Source organism: Abyssisolibacter sp. ZYX002 (assembly GCF_056892235.1).
This window is the reverse complement of sequence record NZ_JARMXH010000001.1, coordinates 393,246-413,574: the sequence shown is the minus strand read 5'-3', so window position 1 is coordinate 413,574 and position 20,329 is coordinate 393,246. Positions and strand designations below refer to the sequence as shown.

Annotated in this window: 13 protein-coding genes; 1 reads left to right on the top strand and 12 read right to left on the bottom strand. The window is 28.4% G+C overall.

Translation table 11 applies throughout. The features are described from left to right. Positions 1-211: 211 nt before the first annotated feature. The 9 genes from P3X86_RS01925 to P3X86_RS01885 form a co-directional block, all read right to left on the bottom strand. Entirely contained in the window at positions 212-2,422 is a 2,211-nt protein-coding gene (locus tag P3X86_RS01925; protein WP_483290936.1) for a hypothetical protein, read from the bottom strand. 246 nt (positions 2,423-2,668) lie between these two features. Continuing rightward, positions 2,669-3,763, bottom strand: coding sequence for a hypothetical protein (locus P3X86_RS01920; RefSeq protein ID WP_483290935.1), 1,095 nt, complete (start codon positions 3,761-3,763; stop codon positions 2,669-2,671). 389 nt (positions 3,764-4,152) lie between these two features. Continuing rightward, positions 4,153-5,718 (bottom strand): recombinase family protein, encoded by a 1,566-nt coding sequence (locus tag P3X86_RS01915; protein ID WP_483290934.1) that lies wholly within the window; start codon positions 5,716-5,718, stop codon positions 4,153-4,155. A 3-nt stretch (positions 5,719-5,721) separates the two neighbouring features. After that, on the bottom strand, positions 5,722-7,344 hold the full coding sequence (locus P3X86_RS01910) for a recombinase family protein (protein WP_483290933.1): 1,623 nt from the start codon (positions 7,342-7,344) through the stop codon (positions 5,722-5,724). Continuing rightward, positions 7,331-9,019 (bottom strand): recombinase family protein, encoded by a 1,689-nt coding sequence (locus P3X86_RS01905; RefSeq protein ID WP_483290932.1) that lies wholly within the window; start codon positions 9,017-9,019, stop codon positions 7,331-7,333. Before P3X86_RS01905 ends, P3X86_RS01910 begins: the two co-directional genes overlap by 14 nt. Before the next feature lie 113 nt (positions 9,020-9,132). Further along, positions 9,133-9,348 carry a DUF6870 family protein gene (locus P3X86_RS01900; RefSeq protein ID WP_483290931.1) on the bottom strand — a complete coding sequence of 72 codons (216 nt, stop codon included), beginning with the start codon at positions 9,346-9,348 and terminating at the stop codon, positions 9,133-9,135. 94 nt (positions 9,349-9,442) lie between these two features. After that, positions 9,443-11,689 carry an ATP-dependent DNA helicase gene (locus tag P3X86_RS01895; protein WP_483290930.1) on the bottom strand — a complete coding sequence of 749 codons (2,247 nt, stop codon included), beginning with the start codon at positions 11,687-11,689 and terminating at the stop codon, positions 9,443-9,445. 631 nt (positions 11,690-12,320) lie between these two features. Continuing rightward, positions 12,321-12,728, bottom strand: a complete 408-nt coding sequence (locus P3X86_RS01890) for a sigma-70 RNA polymerase sigma factor region 4 domain-containing protein (protein ID WP_483290929.1) — start codon at positions 12,726-12,728, stop codon at positions 12,321-12,323. Between the two features lie 337 nt (positions 12,729-13,065). Next, positions 13,066-13,572, bottom strand: coding sequence for a hypothetical protein (locus P3X86_RS01885; protein WP_483290928.1), 507 nt, complete (start codon positions 13,570-13,572; stop codon positions 13,066-13,068). A gap of 328 nt (positions 13,573-13,900) precedes the next feature. On the opposite strand from P3X86_RS01885, the gene dcm reads away from it, so the two are divergent. Continuing rightward, positions 13,901-15,109, top strand: a complete 1,209-nt coding sequence (gene dcm, locus P3X86_RS01880; protein WP_483290927.1) for a DNA (cytosine-5-)-methyltransferase — start codon at positions 13,901-13,903, stop codon at positions 15,107-15,109. A gap of 8 nt (positions 15,110-15,117) precedes the next feature. Here dcm and P3X86_RS01875 read toward each other — a convergent pair whose 3' ends face one another. The 3 genes from P3X86_RS01875 to P3X86_RS01865 are packed head-to-tail and all read right to left on the bottom strand — an operon-like array spanning position 15,118 to position 20,328. Further along, positions 15,118-16,518, bottom strand: a complete 1,401-nt coding sequence (locus P3X86_RS01875) for a Sau3AI family type II restriction endonuclease (protein WP_483290926.1) — start codon at positions 16,516-16,518, stop codon at positions 15,118-15,120. Between the two features lie 29 nt (positions 16,519-16,547). Next, on the bottom strand, positions 16,548-19,121 hold the full coding sequence (locus tag P3X86_RS01870) for an SNF2-related protein (RefSeq protein ID WP_483290925.1): 2,574 nt from the start codon (positions 19,119-19,121) through the stop codon (positions 16,548-16,550). After that, complete coding sequence (locus tag P3X86_RS01865) at positions 19,114-20,328, bottom strand: hypothetical protein (RefSeq protein ID WP_483290924.1); 1,215 nt, start codon at positions 20,326-20,328, stop codon at positions 19,114-19,116. The genes P3X86_RS01870 and P3X86_RS01865 overlap by 8 nt, the downstream gene beginning before the upstream one ends. Between the last annotated feature and the right edge of the window lies 1 nt (position 20,329).

Below are 20,329 nucleotides of genomic sequence, written 5' to 3'. Positions count from 1 at the left end.
TAAAATATCTTTAGTATTATTCATTTCATCTATACAAATACTTCTTTTCTTGTTCGAATATACCAACAATTTATTTCTGATAACGTTCCTGAGTGGGATTCCTCAAAGCCCTTCTACCTGGCGGTGCTTGCACCCGATGAAAATGTGCGCAACGAACAGAAACATTTTGTTAGACGAAGTAGCTATTCTATATCTCTAATAAATTGCTTTATCATATTCTTATTATTGCAATGCTATCATACGATTGATGAAACTGGTCAATATCTATACCAATAATAATTGATTCTTTTGTATCTCGATTGATTTTTAATACCTCGTTAAATGCATTTTGCATCCTTTCATTTCGCTCATCTTTACTCAATCCTTTATATACTAAACCGATTATATAAGTTCTTCTATTTTCAGGTCCGTTACCTAGAATTACTACATTTTCATCGCTATTATTTCCGTTCTCGCTAACTGATTTAATAGCTTTATATATCATTAATTCAAAGTTTTTTTGGTCTTCAGGATTTATTTCAAGTAATTGTTCAACAATATAATGATAATCATTAGGTCTATTTCCAATATAAGTTTTAATTACCGATGACAACCAAGAAGTCCTATTTGATTCAGGAACTTCTACTTTTTCTCCACTATAATAATTCATAAAAAAATTATCTAACTTTCTCGATTCTCCATATAACATAATATATGTATCTTCATGCTCATTCTCGTCTATATTAAAACCATTGGCTTTATAAAAAGCCAATAAATCAATCTCGTCAGCAGTATATTTAAAGTTTTGCTGAAAGAATAGTCTTTTCTTAATATAATGTGTCAATTCAACTTCATATTCAAACGCAACCATTATAGATTCTAAGTCTGAAACAGATATATTAATCGCATCATAAACTTTATTATCCAATATACCATAATCCACAGTTTCATAATAGCTTGCAGAGAATTTCCCTAATACTTCTAAAGTAACCGAAATAGGTATTATACATTTCTTTTCTTTCCAATTAATGTTTACTTTATTTCCATAACTATCTATTAAGTTTAATTTATTTCCTATAGTACTTATTTCTTCAATTAATCGATTAGACTGTTCACAAGGTTCTTCAATAAGTTCTATAAACTCTTGTTTTAATCTCTTTATAGCTCCTCTTTTAGCTGGTTCAGAAAATTTACCTGATTTTGCTTCAATAATAAAACAAACATCTTTGTAATCCACAATGATATCATTTTCAAATTCTTGATTATTTTTTTTCCATTTTATATTTCTTAAGACCTTCACATCACCATAATATTGAATAAATAATCTCTCAATTTCATCTTCAAGAAATTTAGACCTTGCTTTGTAATAAATGTCTAATATTCCTTTGTTATTTTGTAACAAACTTTCTATAATATCAAACGTATTATGATATAAAATATTTATTATGAAAAAATAAACATTATTGTTACAATCATTAATAATGGGTTTCTTCCATATAGGATTGCCCATAAAGAAAAACTCTTTATTTTCTTTTGCCAAATCACCATATTTAAGAGATAAAACTCTAAATATCTCTTTAAGCTGTATCAATGTAAACTCTGTATTTGTTGCTAGTTGAGTGATACTAAATTTATATATATCAGATAGTTTTAAATCACTATGAGAAATAAGTAGTACTTTAAATTCTTCTAAATTGCCATTAACAGTTTCAAATAATTTATACATTTCTTCGGAAGTAGATAAAACATCTCTGTTAAATTCTAGGTATACCTCTATTACTTTATCAACATTTTTTAAACCCAACAATCTTTTTCTAAACTTCATATGTTTTAACGTTCTATTTTTAATTTCTTCAGCCATATTAGTCAACAAAAATATTACATCAGATATTTTATAACCAAATGTATCATAAACATTATCATCAATACATTTAAATAACCTAGTAACAATATTAATACACTGTTTTGGATAAGCCCAATTTCGAATATATGTAGTTTGCAATCTAATTGATTCTAGTATATATACTTCTTTTGCATCAGTAATATTATTAGTAATCTCTTTTAATCTCTTGTATTTGAAATTGTCACTTAACTCCTTTATTATTTCAATTATTTCATGTGCATTTCTTGCCACATATAAGTCTATATCTTGAATCTCTTCTGTAGTTATTGATAATAGAAGAGCTTGAATCAGTTCCACATGGTGATGTAATACCAACGCTTTTCGCTCATCTACATTTGACCCAGTATAACTTAAGCCATAAAATGATAGCCAAGCAAGTAGGAGATTTGGGTGTGAATGTTTCAATAGTTTAGTTACTTTAATTAGATTATTATCAAATAAGGTATCATTACTGTTCCCCCATTCTCTAACAATTTTATTTACTTCTTCTATCGATATATCCACAAAAGGACTTTTATATTCATACCAACTATCTTTCATACTATTTTCTCCTCTCTGTTTACTACATAGGCATACCCTAGAAGCTATTTCGGCTAAAGTCTCGTGTTCCAGACGTTTCTGAGTCGGACCCCAAAGGAATCCCCTTGGCGTTGCTTGCACCCGACGAAGAAATGTGGTGCACATTACCCAAAAAACCGCTGCGTGCACGCTTGCCGGAACATATTGTTATATGAAGTCGCGCCTCAAAGTTAAAGCTCAATATCATACTATTTTAAAACTTTATTGCTAATTCTCATTTTTAATTATCCAATAATTGTATAATCCTGTTTTAATAAGCATAAAAATCTCTTTCTTACTCATATTATTGTTTATAATAACATATTCTCTTAAATAATCACTAATCATTTTCAAATAATAATTATACATGTGGTCATATCTTGTTCCTCTCAAGCACTCATATATTTTTGATAAAGAATAATGTATTTTTTTAGGATGAGAATGACTTACTATATAATCGTACTTTAGTTCCTTGAATCTCATTCTCTGTAAATTATCTTTCAATTCTAAAACAACTTTATTAAGTTCATTTTTGTATTCATCAGTAATCTTTTTATTTTCATTTAATGTATTTTGGGCCTCGTAGATTATTAGTAATTCTTCAATTACATCTTTATAATAATCATTATCTAACCTATCTTCACATTCATCCATTAATATTTTCAACTGTTCTAAAATATTTTTTGAACTATTAATAACATGAGATGATTTTTCTTTTTTATAATTTTCATATTGACTATCAATTTCTTTTTGTAACACTAATAAGTAGTCATATCTTGTTTGTAAAAAGTGTTTTAACTCATCAAATCTAAATCCAAATACAATATCTTGACTTTCTACCTCTGAGCTATACAGTGTTACAGCAACATCAAACCTTTCATAAATTCCTGTTGTAGGCCAACTGGCAAACCATCTTCCATTTCTATCTTTTAAATTTACTGGATGAGCCCCAAACACCGCTCTAATGTGTTTAAAATATTCATTGTCATCTTTGAATAACTCATTATCTTTGAAAATAATTTTCTCTCCCTGAAATGGAATAGTTTTAGAGTCAATTATAGCTCTATGTAATTGTTGAACTGACTGCCATACAATATCAACTGATGATATATATGTATAAACTTGCATACTCATTATATTAATATTTTCAGTTTCAAATTTACTATTTCTTAAATAATCATTAGAAACATCTATCCAATCCATACAAGCACAAATTAAATTCCAATGATTTTTCCCATTTCTATTCTTATATTTATGGAGTGTAAAATACGAGTTACTATTTACTTTGTTTCTAAAAGCCTTTATTAAATTATAATTTATCAATGTATACCTCCTACATAGACTAATGAATTCAATAAATATTTATTTCCAACTACATCGCACCCCTGTGGTCTTTTGGCGCGATTTTATATAACTACTTCATTCCCAACTCATATTAACTCATAATCTATAAAACACATCACTATTTTCGACGCAAACGTCGCTTATCCTATTATATATTACTTTCAATCCATCCACACCTACAAATATTCTATACCTATAAACCTCTGTTATCAATAAGAGATATTGTCGAAAACAGTCACTTCAATTTTTTATTTCACTACATTACGTCACATCATACATCCTAATACCATAAAAATAGCCACAAAGTTCATATGAACCTCATGACTATTTTTCTAATATTATATTACTAATTTCTTTTACTTCTCTATTTAATATCTACCAAACAAATCCCCAAATCTCCACTTAACAGTAATCCTACCCTTACAATTTATATAGATACACTCAATAAACATTTCAACCATCTCTCTAGTTAGATTATCAAAGGATAAAACTTTATTAAAGTCCTCCACTACACCATCACTATCATCAATATTATCTTGCAACACTTTAATCTTTTCTTCTAAAGCATCTATCTTATTATTTATACTTACTTCCCTATCTTCATAATCACTTTTCTTTTTTATAAATACATCTAGTAATATGCTCTCTGCCTTATAATCCTTATAATTAGCTAGTTTCATATTCTGTATCATTCTTAGACTATTTTCATGTAGCTTCATTTCTTTTTCATAATCTTTTATACCTTTTTCTCTTTGCTTGTTTACTTGACATATCTCTTCTACTAGTTGGCTGTATTTCTTAAGTACCATCAATATTGGCTTAGCTATATCTTCTTCTATGAATGAATCTACGCAGTTTTCTACTTCTATATTGTTTTTAGTATTACATGCATATCTGACTACTTTACCACTTTTATTGTTATATACTTTTGTAACAAGGGTATGATTACAACCAGCACATCTTATTTTTGATGTAAATAGCTCTAAGTGTTTTTGTCTTTTTTTATTGTATGTTTTAAATGTTCTTTGGACTCTTTCAAAATCTACTTTGCTTATAATAGCTTCATGTGCATTTTCTACTATTACCCATTGACTCTCTGGTACTTTTATATCTTTTTTACTTCCTATCTCTAACCTTTTGTATTTGCCATAGACTGCATCCCCAGTATATCTTCTATCTTTTAATATTGATTGTATCACTGATTTCTTCCAATATGTTTTATCTTCTACTGTTCTACATGGAAAGTTATCTTTTCTTAATCTTCTTAGCATCAATGGGGATAGTATCCCTTCTTGGTTTAGTGCTTTTGCTATATCAGTTATACCCATACCATCTAGTCTCATACTGTATATTCTTCTTACTATATCTGCACTCTCTATATCTGATACTAACATTTTATCTTTATTCTTAGTAAATCCATATGGAGCATATGCTGTCATATGTTTCCCTTGTTTGGCACTTGTGGTTTTAGAGCTTATTATCTTCTTAGATAAATCTTTTGAGTAAAAATCATGTATCATGTTTTTGAACGCTACATCTATACTACCTGCTTTATTTAATAACTTGTTACTATCATAATTATCATTTACTGATATAAATCTTATGCCTAAGAATGGAAATACTTTATCTATATATGTCCCTGTCTCTATATAGTTACGTCCAAATCTAGAAAAATCTTTTACTATAACACAGTTAATTAAACCATTCTTTGCATCTTCTATTAATGTAGCTACTGCTTTTCTTTCAAAATTTGTCCCACTTATTCCATCATCTATATACTCTTTAATGAAGGTATCTTTAAATTCACTGTTATTAGAAATAAACTCTCTTATTCGCTCTCTTTGAGATACTATACTGTTGCTATCACATTCTAATAACTTCTCATCTTCGGATGAAATTCTAAGATATGCACCTATCGTATAACCATTTTCCATATGCTACACCTCAAGAAATTCTTTATATTCATCTTTGAATTTATACTCAATAACAACCTTTTCATTATATACTGTTATACTCTGTACAAGTGTAGTTACCATCTCTCTAGTCAGATTCTTATCGTTTTTGAATTTAAGTATTTCATTGATAGCATTGCTCTTAGCTTTTTTTGCTAAGTTAATCTTATCTATCCTCAGTTGACTTATTTCATCTGATAATCGTTTGTACTCTTTCTTATATTTATTTATTATAAATTCATATCCACTTATAGAAAGTAACCCTTCTTTGTAGTCTTTGTATGCTTCTTCTCTTAATGTCTGTATTCTATTTCTTTGAGTTGTAAGACTATCTTCTTTATTATCTAGTTCTGTTAGTTTATCTTTATACATTGATGATTGGGTATATTTATTTCTATATTCCTTATGGTCTAATAACAACTTTATCTGTAGTTTTATATTCTCAAATACTATTTCTTTAAGATTACTCTCTTTAAATGGAGTAAATTTGCAACTGCCACCTTTTACATACTTTTTAGGACAATACAAAGTATAGCTCTTTCTATGTTCTCCCACTTTCTTGTAACCACTATCTCTTTGAAGTCTACTCCCACATTCTCCACATATAACTAGCCCTTTGAGTAAGTTCTCATTCTTCTTTTTTTCTTTACGCTTTATTTCTTTCTTGGCTAGTTTTTGAACTTTATTAAATGTTTCTTCATCTATAATAGATTCATGTGTGTTTTCGATAAGTTCTATATTTTCTATCTTCTCTCTGTTTTTATTCTTACCTTTATATAGTGCTGAATCATATTTTCTTAATACTAATGCTCCTATATAGTTTGGATTTTTCAATAAAGCTTCTACTGAAGAACCTCGCCACAATGATTTTCCTTCTTTGTCTTTTGAACCCCGTAATCCCTTTTCACATAAATATCTATACTGTGATGGTATGTCTAAATCATTTAGTTTACGAGCTATTGCAGTTACTCCTAATCCTTTAAGCCTCATATCAAATATCATCTTAACTACATCTTTTGTCTCTTCATTTATCTCTAGAACATATTTGTTTTCCTCTGATTTCTTATATCCATATGGTGCATAATTACCTAGAAACTTACCACTCTTTTTTTTAGCATCTAATGCTGTACATACTTTTTTAGAAATGTCTTTGGCATAGTTATCGTTTATGATTGATTTGAGTGCAATCTCTAATTCTTGGTTTTCGCTTAGATGTAGACTGTCAAAGTTATCATTAACTGCTATAAACCTTATTCCAATGTTTGGAAATACCTTTTCTATATACTGTCCTGATTCGATATAGTTTCTTCCGAATCTAGATAAGTCTTTCACTATTATTGTATTTATCAATCCACTCTTTATATCTTCTAATAATTCACTAAAAGCATTTCTGTCAAAGTCTGTTCCTGTAAATCCATTGTCTACGTATGTCTTCCTATGAACTAATTCACTCGATTTATTTATATATCCCTTTAGCATCTCAATTTGATTACTGATAGAATCACTACCTGTTATACTATCTTCTATCGATAACCTTGCATATATCCCCACTTCATACTTAGCCATTTTGTTTGTCTGTTTAACATTCTTCCTACTAGTACGTGCCATTTAAGTCCCCACCTTTTAATTCATCTAATTTCTTATCAATATCTGTATTTGATTGGGTTTGCTTTAGGATATTTTCTACATAGTTTAGTGCATCTTTGAACTCATCTCTATATCTAAAATGTATTATTATTTTGTTTTTATCTACTATAATAATCTTTTTTATCAGTGATACTATTATAGGTCTTGTTATTTCTGTGATATTTCTATTTTGAGTGAAATTTATTATCCAATTACTTTTGCCTTTATTCTTTATTAACTGTTTTGCTCTGATCTCAAGTTCTTTTAAATTCTTTTCTATATCATTACACCTAGTTTCAAAGTTAGATTTCATTTGCATATAGTCTGATTTTGATATGATACCAGCTTTATAATCTTCATATAGACCCGCTCTTAGATTATTGTATTTATCTAACTCCTCCATCTTTGATAATATTCTTCTATCTACTTTTTTATATTTGGTATCTAACAAAGGAAGCTTTTCTATATACTCTATTAAATCATATAGTTTAACCATAATATTAATCTGTTTATTTATAACTTTGAGTACTGTTTTTCTTAGTGATTTATCACTTATTCTATGATTTGTGCAACTATGTTTATCAGCTTTATATGTAGAGCATATATAATAAACATACTCTTTGCCTTTACTTCTAACTATCTTTCTGACCATTGTATTATCACAAGTATCACAATATAGTACTCCTGAAAATGGATAAACAAAATCATTTCCTTCTTTTGTTCTAGTATCAAGTTTTGCGATTTCTTGTATTAGATTGAAGTTCTCTTTTGATATTATGGCTTCATGAGTTCCTTCAACTCGTATCCACTCATCTTCTGCTTTGGATATTTTCTTATCTAATTTATAGTTAATACGACCACTTCTATTTTGAACCATTACTCCAGTGTACATCTCATTTTTTAATATACGTTCTATAGTTGTAGCACACCATTTTGCTTTCTCGTTAACTTTAAACGGATTCTTATATGAGTAACCTAGTAGTTGCTTATATTCGTATGGTGATAATACTCCATTCTCATTAAGTATGTCCGCTATTTTACCAGTACTATAGCCTTCTATTCTCATTTTATAGATATCTCTTATTACATCTGCTGCAAATTCATCTATCTCTAGTTTTTTATTATCTTCTTCAGATTTCACATAGCCATAAAGAGCAAAAGCTCCTATATATTCACCTTTCTTTTGTCTGATATTTATGCTACTTCTCACTTTAATAGATATATCTCTACTATATGAATCGTTTATTAGGTTCTTAAATGGGATGATTATACTATCTGTATTTGAAGTATTATTTAAACTATCATAATTATCGTTAATAGCTATGAATCTTACCGAAAGAAGTGGGAATACTTTTTCAATATATCGTCCAGTCTCTAAGTAATCACGTCCAAATCTTGATAGATCTTTTACTATAATACAATCAACTTCGCCTTTTTTTACTAAATCCATCATTTCTTTAAATGCAGGTCTATCAAAATTTATACCACTGTAACCATCGTCTACTTTTTCAGTTATTAGTTTTATATCTGTATTATTCTCTAAAAATGACTGCAATAAAGCTCTTTGATTAGTAACACTATTACTCTCTAATTTATCTCCATCATCTTTTGAAAGACGTATATATGTTACACCGTTATACACTTTTTTTCTTTGCATAAAAAAACCTCCTATATTCTTTCCCAGTAACATAGGATAGTTGTTTTATTAATTTAGCCCTATCATTAGAATAAAACATAATTTAAAAAATAGCTAGTAATGGTTAAATTTTTTTATTCTACTATCCTGAAATATTGTTTTAATCTATCAGAGAGTGTATGATTGTCTGAGCTAAATACTGATTCAACTATCATACCTTCACATTTGAAAAGATATGGATTTTTTACTTCATCAATAAATTTCTGTATACGTTTACTTGGCTCTAGTTTTGTATTTATGTCAATATCCTTAATATCTACTAATGAGTCTTTTTTGGTCAGATTACGCATATTAACATCTCCCATATCATAATTTCATATCTATAAAATTATATTACTTAAATATATGCAACCCTAAGATTGTCCCATGCTAAGAAATGTTTAATCAATAAAAATATTCAGGTGACTTTTTCTCCTGAATAAATGTTTTTATATCTTCTATGTTATTTGTAATCTTTGTACTAGGTAATGCTTTTCTTACAACTTCCTTGTATTTCACATTAGCTCTAATATCTAGTATTGATATCACTGCTGTATCAGTTTCCGTCCTAATAGCTCGTCCATATCCTTGTTTTAATTTAGTCACCATTCTAGGTATTAATACTTTTTCATGAAATTCATTATATGGACTAAATTGACTCTTTTGGTTTTCTGTTATAGGATCTGGTACAGGAAAAGGTAGTTTTACAATAATAAGATGAGATAATATATCTCCACTGAAATTTATCCCTTCCCAAGCACTACCACATGCTAATAGCACTCCATTTTTGCTTTTTCTGTAATCATCAACTGCATTATTATATCCTCTTGTTGCTATTAACATTGGATAATCATTGTTTTCAGTCTGCAATATTTTATATGTTTTATATAGTATCTCATAAGATGTAAATAACACTAGAGCATGTCCATAACTTGCTTGTATCAATTCACTTATTCTTTGTGCCACTGTATTTATGTAATTATCATCCTCTTGATTAGGATAAGGCAAGTCATCTGCCTGATATAATAATGAGTTTTGATAATAATTAAATGGTGATATTTCACTAGTTTCTAAAATCTTTCTTGTATTATATAATCCTAGTTCTCTTTTGATATAATCAAAATTTCTATTAACAGCTAATGTTCCACTTGTCGCTAATATAGGTATGTTCATATTAAATATATCTTTTCCCAAGTAAAAGCTTATATCTTTCTCTACAGCACAAATCACAAAGTCCTCATTCGATGAATATTCTACCCATACCATAGAATTAACCTGACTTATCCTTTTCACTCTATCTCCTATTCTCTCAAGTTCAATCTGCAAAGCTCGTTGTCTATCGGATATTCTAATTACTATTCTGTATATAATCTCGATCAATTCTCTAAATTGTTGTCTTAACTTTCGAGTATTATTAGGTATATATTTATTAATATCTTTATCATCTAATAATTCTTTAGGTATGCTTTTGTTCAAACTATAATATATTCTATCCAATAGCTTTGTAGCTTCATTACAAAACTTTATTAAGTATTTAGCTATATTACTTTTACAATTAACCGGTTTTATTTTATTAATTAATCTATAAACTTCTTGTCTTTTTAATTGTACTGTGTTCATGTCAATATATGCTTCAGTTATCTTATGAGCCTCATCATAAACAACTACTTTATAATCTGGTAATAATGGTCTATGTCCTTCTTTTCTCTTTAAAACATCTGCAATCATATAGTTATGGTTAGTTACTTGTATTATATATTCCAAGCTATTTGCATTATTGATAAATCTTCTGTATCTACACAATTTATCACTTAGACAGTTCCTACAATGACTAGGAATAACTCTAATTTTCTGCTTGTTATGATCCCTTATTCCCTTTATATTTGATAAATCTACTTTATTACTTTGTATCAAATTCTTAATTAAGTGATACTCCTTTTCACCAACCTTGTGAGGATAAATGTTATTAATATGATTTTTTAATCTAATATCACAGATATAGTTTTCTTGTCCTTTTCTTATAACTGATCTTATCGGCTTATCTATTATGCCATGTTGTAGCAACATGTCTGATATCTCAGGGATATATTCCTTTACAATAGCTTTTTGAAGAGCCTTATTTGATGTTGATATTATCATAACTTTGTTCTTATCAGTAGCAGATATATAGCTTGAATTACACTTCATATCGTAGACTATAAGCGCAACTAAATAAGCATGTGTTTTCCCAAGTCCCACAGCTATGTCACTTAATGAAATATAATTATTAATCATAGCTTTGTACATATGCTTTGCTAACTCTATTTGCTGTGTTCTTATGTTATATCCGAAACACTTAAATACTGCTCTAAATATATATTCAATTAACTCTTCACCTATTGCAGGATAACTAATATTATAAAACTCATACTCTACTAACTTTGTTAATAAATCAATGTACCTATCTTCACTCACAGCTTGTTTCTTATGTCCAATATATTTATTATCTCCCGTGATGTAATTATACGCTTTATACTTATATGTCTTTCCTGTAAAAGTCCCAGTAACAACACAATCTCTGGATATAAATATCCCCTGCTCTTTCTTTTGTAACTTAACTAATTCTTTTAGTACAGTCATAGCATACTTTATATGCGTATTGATTTGGCACATATATATTCCTCCATTCTTTAGTTTTATACTTCCTTAACAACATTCGTATATATCAAGACAGTGTAATACATACGAATACTGTCAAAGTAAATTAAATATCTCTAGAGGCGAATAGTGGTAACTATTCTCATAGAATCTACCATAGTTATGTCTCAAACTACACTATATTCTCTAATGGATTGTCCATTAGCTATGCTCCATACGATAAGTTAAGACTGCATAGAAGTATCATCCAAGGGTATACCCCTTGTTTTTTCCCTTGTAGGTCATGGCGATTAACTACATAACCACGTAGTTATTTATAATCAACCTTTTACGCTCACACTAATATTAGTGATCATGGCGAAGGTTATTAACGTCGCTTCCCATAATGGTTACAAGGTAACGTACCTTAGAGATATGTATGAATGATTAAGATGAATTTATATAATTTATCAAAGGCTATTTCAGATTGGTTTTTAAGATTTATGAAATTTACACAACTTTAGCCAAGTTAAGGCATACAATTGTTCTTGCAACATTTCATATCATATAGCCATTTAGAAATAGCCTTTCATTATTTGTCAAAGAACGTGGAGTAAAAAAACCCCTTCACTATATAAGGACAGTTAGAAGCAAATTTTACACCCCCTTACATAAAATTTTTTAAATAATTTGCTATTCTTCTTTCTGCTCTTTCAATAGAACGCTTAATAGCATTTATATATAACCCTTCCATTCTCGCGATTTCTCTAAGTGTCATATCTTTAAAATAATAATTTATTAATCTCCTTTTTTGTGTTACTGTTAAAGTTGATATAGCAATATAAAGCTGTTGATTTATAATATTTTCGAGAATCTCTTCTTCTATAGATTTAGCTGTCATTTGTCTATTAATGAGTTCTGAGAATGGTGTCTGTATAATATATCTTTTTATCCATTTATTTTGATTCGCTTCGCTTCTTCTAAACTCATCAAAACATTCTATTAATTCATCAGTTAATTCAATTTTGTCTTTCCATATATTAAGTTCACTTTTTCTATGAATTAATTTGCACATTATATCTCCCTCCATTTTGTATTTGTTATTAAGTTCAAAACGGAAGGTGTTGGAGAACGTATTTTAACTGACATAATATAAACCCCTATCTTGCCAAAACCACTAATTCGCAGATAAAAATTTACATAAAAAAATAGCCACAATTAGATGTGACTGATTTTGGGTACAAAAAAAGACTCTACAACTTTTTAAAGTCATAGAGTCTATATTTTTTCTATATGTGGTTTTTGACAGTTTATTTTATACTATCAGTATATATTATTAGGTGTTCAATGTCAGTACCATCATAATCCCATTTTTGTCCCATAAAAGTACCACCCATTTTGTCTGCTATATATTAATTCATCACAGATGGAATACTATATTCCCATAGTGATACCCCGAAAAGATATATTGCTTCCTTACGTCTTCTATAATAGGTTGTCCTTCCAATATGTAAACTATCACATATTTCCTCTTGGTTACATTTATGGTCGGACAAAAAGTTTTTATTAATTATATCATAATAAAGTTCGCCAATATCAGGATACTCTTTAACATGTGCTAATGCCTTTTCTATCACATCAATCATCATCTTGTTTTCTGCTACATATAATAACTTCTTCATTAATTCTCTAGCCTTTTTCTCAGCCCCAAGTTGGGACATTATTTCAAGACCACTATAATTTTTATTTCCATACACTTCGCTATGTTCCCGCACAGCATCATCATAACTATCAAAATTACTCCAAACTACGCCTAAGTAATTTTTCAATAATAATGTTGCACTCTCGTAAATATCATCATCAATTTTTTTATGCCTTTCTATTATGTCTGATAAGTCATTGAAGATTTTTTGTTTCATAATTTCCCTCCTCATCAACTACTTTGACATCAACATATTTTACTTTGATTATTATACTTTACGAACGCACGTTCAAGTGTATGTTTTTATTATATTGCTCCTTTTTTTACATGTCAAGGTATATTTATACAATTAGTCATATAGTACTATAAGATATACTAATAATTATACGTTTTTAACTATAATTAAAATTATTATAATGCCGAACCAAAAAAGTTCGTTACATAAAATAAATAGAGAACAAAAGTTCCTATTAATTAAAAATAACTCTTGATCTTTGACACAATTTGATGTATAATTAAATAGAATTTTAACTATGGAGGTAGTTATGGAGAAAACAGTTATTGAATTATTTGCAGGTGTAGGAGGATTTAGAATTGGCTTAGAATCTGCAAGTGATAAATTTAAAACCCTTTGGGCTAATCAATGGGAACCTAGTAGAGTATCACAACATGCTTACAATTGTTACGAAAATCATTTTAGTGATGTTGGTGGTATAAATGAATACAGTAACATTGATATCTCTAAAGTGAGTACAGACGTTATACCTAATCATTCTCTTTTAGTAGGAGGATTCCCTTGTCAAGACTATTCTGTTGCTAGCACAGGTGCCAAAGGTATTCAGGGTAAAAAAGGTGTTTTATGGTGGGAAATTGTAAGAATTATTGAAGCTAAACAACCTCCATTTATTCTACTAGAAAATGTAGATAGATTATTAAAATCACCTTCTAATCAACGAGGAAGAGATTTTGGGATAATGCTGAAATGCCTAGATTTAAATGGCTATAATGTTGAATGGAGAGTTATTAATGCAGCTGATTACGGCTTTCAACAGAAAAGAAGACGTATATTTATATTTGCGTCAAAACGAGAAACTAATTACGCTAAAATATTTGACTTAACCAACGAATCCATATTATCAGAAAAAGGTATGTTTGCTCAAGCGTTTCCGATTGATTCTAATTATATTATTAAGAATCACGCTATAGATAGCGATATTATAGATATCTCAAATTCTTTTAGCTACAATTTTTCTAATACAGGATTAATGTATAATGGAATAATATATACTACTAACACTTCACCATCACAGTTTATTATAGCCCCTCCCTTGACTCTAGGTGATATGCTTGATACAAACGTCAGTGATGAATATTATTTATCTGAAGATGAGTTTGAAAAATGGAGACATCTAAAAGGTCCTAAATCAATACCTAGGACTTCAAAAGACGGTCATAAATATATATTTAGAGAAGGTGGAATTCCTTTTCCTGATAAGCTTGATATACCTGCTAGAACAATGCTTACTAGCGAAAAATCGAAGAACAGAAGTAGTCATATAGTTAAAGATCCTCAAACAGGCAAGCTCAGAAAACTTACACCTACTGAGTGTGAAAAAATTAATGGTTTTCCAGTCAATTGGACTAAAACCGGAATGCCCGAATCTTTTAGATATTTTTGTATGGGTAACGCATTGGTTGTTAATCTAGTCAAAGAAATGGGACGTGTTATTGAAGAAATCATAAGTAAAGAATAGTTCTTTACTTATGATTTTTTTATTCTCTTTATCTCGCTTGCCACATACTTTGCATTTAACCAAAAGCACTTCTTTTTTTCTAATGTACCCTGAATAGTTATCATTAAATCATTCTTACTATTTAACCCTTTCGGCCTAATATGACCTACTCTATTATCTTTTGATTTCATAAAATTTGCATAATTGCCATGCTTAATTTTTTCAACGGTATCTCTCCACAATAATTGATAATCCGAATCTAAATCTTTAATAGGCATATTCCAAAAGAATGCTTCTTGAAAAACAATTTCATCTAATCTTAATTCAGATTGCTTCTTATATTTTTTTGTAGCTTTATATATAATCCAAAGATGCTTTTTACCTTCAAGTTTATTTCGAATAGTCGAATTATACCAATCCTCTTCCACAATTTCTGTATACCTAATTTGCTCGAAAGATATTGCTTCTTTAGGAATATCATTTATCTGTAATACAATACATTTAATTTCTATATTTGCTTTCTTAAATTCATCAATATATTTTACTGGTTTTCCAAATATGCATTCCAAAATATCTTTTGTAACCAACTCTACATAGTTTTTAGCTTTTCTTTGTCTTTCGATATTATAGCGTTTAAGCAAAATTTCCAGAGATATACCAACATTCTTATTTAACTCTTTAAGTAATATATCACTAAAAGTTTCCTTTACAACATTTCTTTGCTTTCTTATACCTTCTTTTATTTGTAGCAACTCTTCAACTATAAAATCTACATAGGACCTTTTTAAAGAAAATGCCCTTTGCATTGCAGGTATATTAGAGAAAGGCTGGGTTTTTACATTATTTTTATTGCTACCTTTCGTACAAGCTCCTAGATACATAGTGTCTCCTTCAGATATTTCATGTGCTCTTCCTTGCTTAACTTTCATTTGTATTTTTTGCCAATCATCTTTAATAACAAGCATATCTTCTTCATTAGGTTGCCATGAATTAATCAAAATGAATTGCTGTTCGTCTACCTGTACATTATTGTTGTATAAATAAATCATCAATAGAAATTTAATTTTTTTATGTAATGTTGCTTCATCCCAATTTTCTTTTGACAATTTATAGTAGTCAATTATTGTTAAAACTATTCTTTCTTTTGCGCTTAACCCTTTTCTTTTAATCATTAATTTAGAAGATTTAACTGGTTTAATCTCCTTTACTGCACATACTTTCAATTCTAAGCCTACCTTGCTAAAATCAGCGTCTTGCCTTGAATTTAAATCATAGCCAAAATAATATTTTTCAACTAATTGGCCTAGTTGGCCTTTGTTTTTATTCTTAATACTATAATCATCAGCTAAAGATTTTTCTCTTAAACAACATCCTTCCATTTGCTTTGCATACTGAACAATTGAATTAATATCTCTATCATCATATTTCATCTTATCAACTCCAAATTAATCTGTAATATTCAAAATAAATTCTTTAATATTAACTCCAAATCCTCTTCAGAAGAAGTTACTTCTTCAAATTTATCATTCTCTATTGCTTCAATCATTATCTTCTCCTTTTCAAAAAGCCTATCATAAATTTGCTCATCAAGTGAATATAAATCACCTTTATTTTTGAAGTACATCCACATATAATAGTATTGAGTATACTGACCATCTGGCAATCCTAGTCTATGAATTCTATCTTTTGATTGAAGTAAATGTACTAAATTAAAACTATACTCAAAATAAATTGCATCATGGCAAACTGTATGTAATGAAACAGATTCTGCTAGCGTATGTGGATTTGTAATTAGCACTTCAATTCTTCCTTTCTTAAAATCTTCCATAATTTCTGATCTCTCCAACAAATGTATCTCACCATATATACATTTTGTTTTAATGCCTAAATCATTTAGCCGTTTATTTAATTCATTAATTGAAGTCTTGAAAATACACCAAATAATAATTTTCTTATGTTTTTTAACTAATTTATATGCTCTATCAATGCACCTTGTCATCTTTGATGTTACTTCAATGGAATTGATTAATTTAATAATGTCTTCTGAGTAATCTATATAATCTATATCATCAATATCATCTTCATCATTTAGAACATATTGAAAATCTTCTTTGTCAATAGTATTTAAAAGCATCTTTGGATTTGCTTCAAGCTGAAGAATTCTAATAAATAATGTCAGTTTATTTCTAGAATACTTGTTCATTAATATTTTAAATAATTCATTCTCTTTTTCATTGACAGAAGATTTTATAATAATATCTTCATTAGCATTTGGAATATTAAGGTTCTCCTTTGTGGTTCTACAAAAAAAAGGTTTCATTTTCGTATTAATCAATTCACAATCTTCTTGTGTAGTATTTTTAAGTATACTTGGTTTAAATCCAAAAAACTCATCATATTCGTCTTTATATAAAAGATGTAATAAATTAAATAAATCCAAGTATGAATTAGGTATTGGTGTTCCAGTCATTGCAATTTTATATATAGCCTTATCGCAAATATTTAGTGCATGTCCAGCATATATTCCAGGATTTTGACCATCAACTTTTTTTATTCTATGTACTTCATCAAAAACTAATAAAGTCTTATCATCTATAATTTCCTTAAGTTCTTCTTCATATGTGCCAATACATTCGTAATTAACTAAAATTAAGTTAGCTTTAACTGTATCAAATATAAGTCCTTTCTTTTTATCTCTTGAAGTTTTATACTTAGGGTTATGTATATTGAACAATTCTAACATTTGCTTACCATCAAAACATATATTAAATTCATCAATCCACGAACCAAAAGAATTTTTAGGACCAATCATAACTATTTTATCTATTCGTTTTTTATAATTCAAATATGCATAAACCCCTAATACTGAAGAAGTCTTCCCAGATCCTGGCACTGAAAAATTACACGATTTGGTCATCGTACACATGAAAAATGAATCCCACATTTGCTTGTTTCTTAACTTTCTTGTCATTTGCTTATTTACTATATCTGTATATTTTTCAAATTCAGGTGTAATTCTGTAATCTTGCCTTTTTATATCTAGACCAAGTGTTGCTCTCTTATCAATATACAAATTCCTAGATTTTATATACTCATCTAATCTCTTTGTTTTAAAACATGACTTACCTATAGAAACAGCTTTATTTTTAATAATTTCCCATATCTTAATAAAATCTACGTAATTCAAACCAGTCTTAAAGAATATACATTTATTATTGATTTTCTCTACATATCTTTTTAATCTAATTTTGAAAAAGCCACTTTTGGTAATCCAAAAATTGTCATTCGTGTTAATTCTTAAAATTAACTGATTATCGTAATCCAAGATAATACAGTCTTCTTTCAATAAAACTTCCTCCACTATTATTTCATTTTTATTATGTCTTAATATTTCTTTCATAATAACTTCATCCATCCCTACAACATATATTTTGTCATATTGATTACGCCACAATTTCTCAAAATCAGCTATGCTTTGCTTAATCCCCTTCATATAAAAACCATTTGAATCAATCCAACTACACGACACATTGAAAGATTCAAAATTTTTATCTAATGCAGCTAACGTTTCATTATTAGACCCTCTATAGCAAATTATATTGTTATCATCATCATAAAACAAACCACATTTTTCATGAAATATTCCTTCCAATTTAAAAGCAATTTTAATGTCTACTACACCTTTAGATATAAGATATGCCAAATTTGATATGTTTTTTTCTTCTTCTAAAGATAACTTTTGATTTAACCTATTTAACAGATTATTTTTAAAATCTTGCTTCATTGCATAACCTTTTTTTATAATACGATAATCTTCTTCAGCTATCTCTTTAGAAATTATGAGTCTAAATTTACTTCCTCGTTTATAAAAATATTCAAGCCCCTTAGAATAGTAAGCTAAAGCTTTAGCAGAAAAATATGCACTACTTCTATCATACCTTTTTGCTTCTTTTAATATTGGATTATAAAACTCATTAGCTATATTATTATTTATTGAAGAGTAATAATGTAATAACTTTAAATCCCTAAACATCTAATTCCCCTTTAATAGCACTCAATATTTCTTCCAACTGATTTATTTGTGAACTCACGTTTTCAAGCTGTTCTTTTCCCAATTTTTTAAATATATTTACATCAATAGTATCAATCAAATCATATGCTTTCTCTAGAATAACTATCGGTTTATTTCTTGTTTCAGTCTTTTTTGCTTTAGTTTCATATTTTCTCAATGATCTAGTAAGCTTATCTTTTGTGTCTTCTACATCATTTACAACATTGGTTATTGTTTTCATATTAACTTTATCAACTTCACAAACCCTATCAACTACAGTTTCAGCTAATTCTAAACTATCCTCAATATACTCTTGTAATAAATTAGAGCCAGCTATTTTTTTTGCTTGTCTCATAAATCTACTTGTATCACCAGATTGATTTACTAATAAATTTGCAAATAGAATATTTTTCATATTAAATTTATCATTAATGTCATTTATTTTTTTTATAGTTTCGTATATCTCTTTAATAGGACCATCCAAATCCAGCTCTCGTGCAATGTAAAATTGCTTTGGAGCATCAATCAATTCTAAAAACTCAACCAATAATTCAGCTCGTGCAATGTATCCTTTTAATTTTGATTCAGTGATATTCGCATGTTTACAATATTCTTTAACTGTTAATAGTTTTGTTTCAATAATATCATTATAAATGCCAACTAATCTGTCAATAGGATTATAATCTACCCTCTTCTCTTTACCATGTTGAATCATTAACTCTAGTTTTTTTATTGCTTTTTCATGATCTTCATATTTCTTATCCAAAATAACTGTCTCAAAATAATTATACTGATCATCACTATTAGATAAATTTCTCAGACAAGTAAATCTTCTATTTCCATCGATAATTCTTCCATCTGATAAACATACTCCAGGTTGAAGCTGTTTAACTAATTCAATATTTGACTGCGTCTTTTTTAGAGCCTGAGGATTACTTTTTTTAATAAATTCGTGTATTATTGAATTGTACTTACCTTTGTCAGCCAAATCAATATTATCAATACTATTATCTGCTTTATACTTACTCATCCAAGTAGCAATTCTATCATTTCTGTCATTAAAGTATAAATGTTCTAACTTCACTTTATAAACATCAAAATTTTTAGTATTCCCATCAATCCTTAATTTTATTTTTGCATCCGTTTTTATTACAAAACCTCGTTCTACTCCTTCTTTTAACAAGTTCACT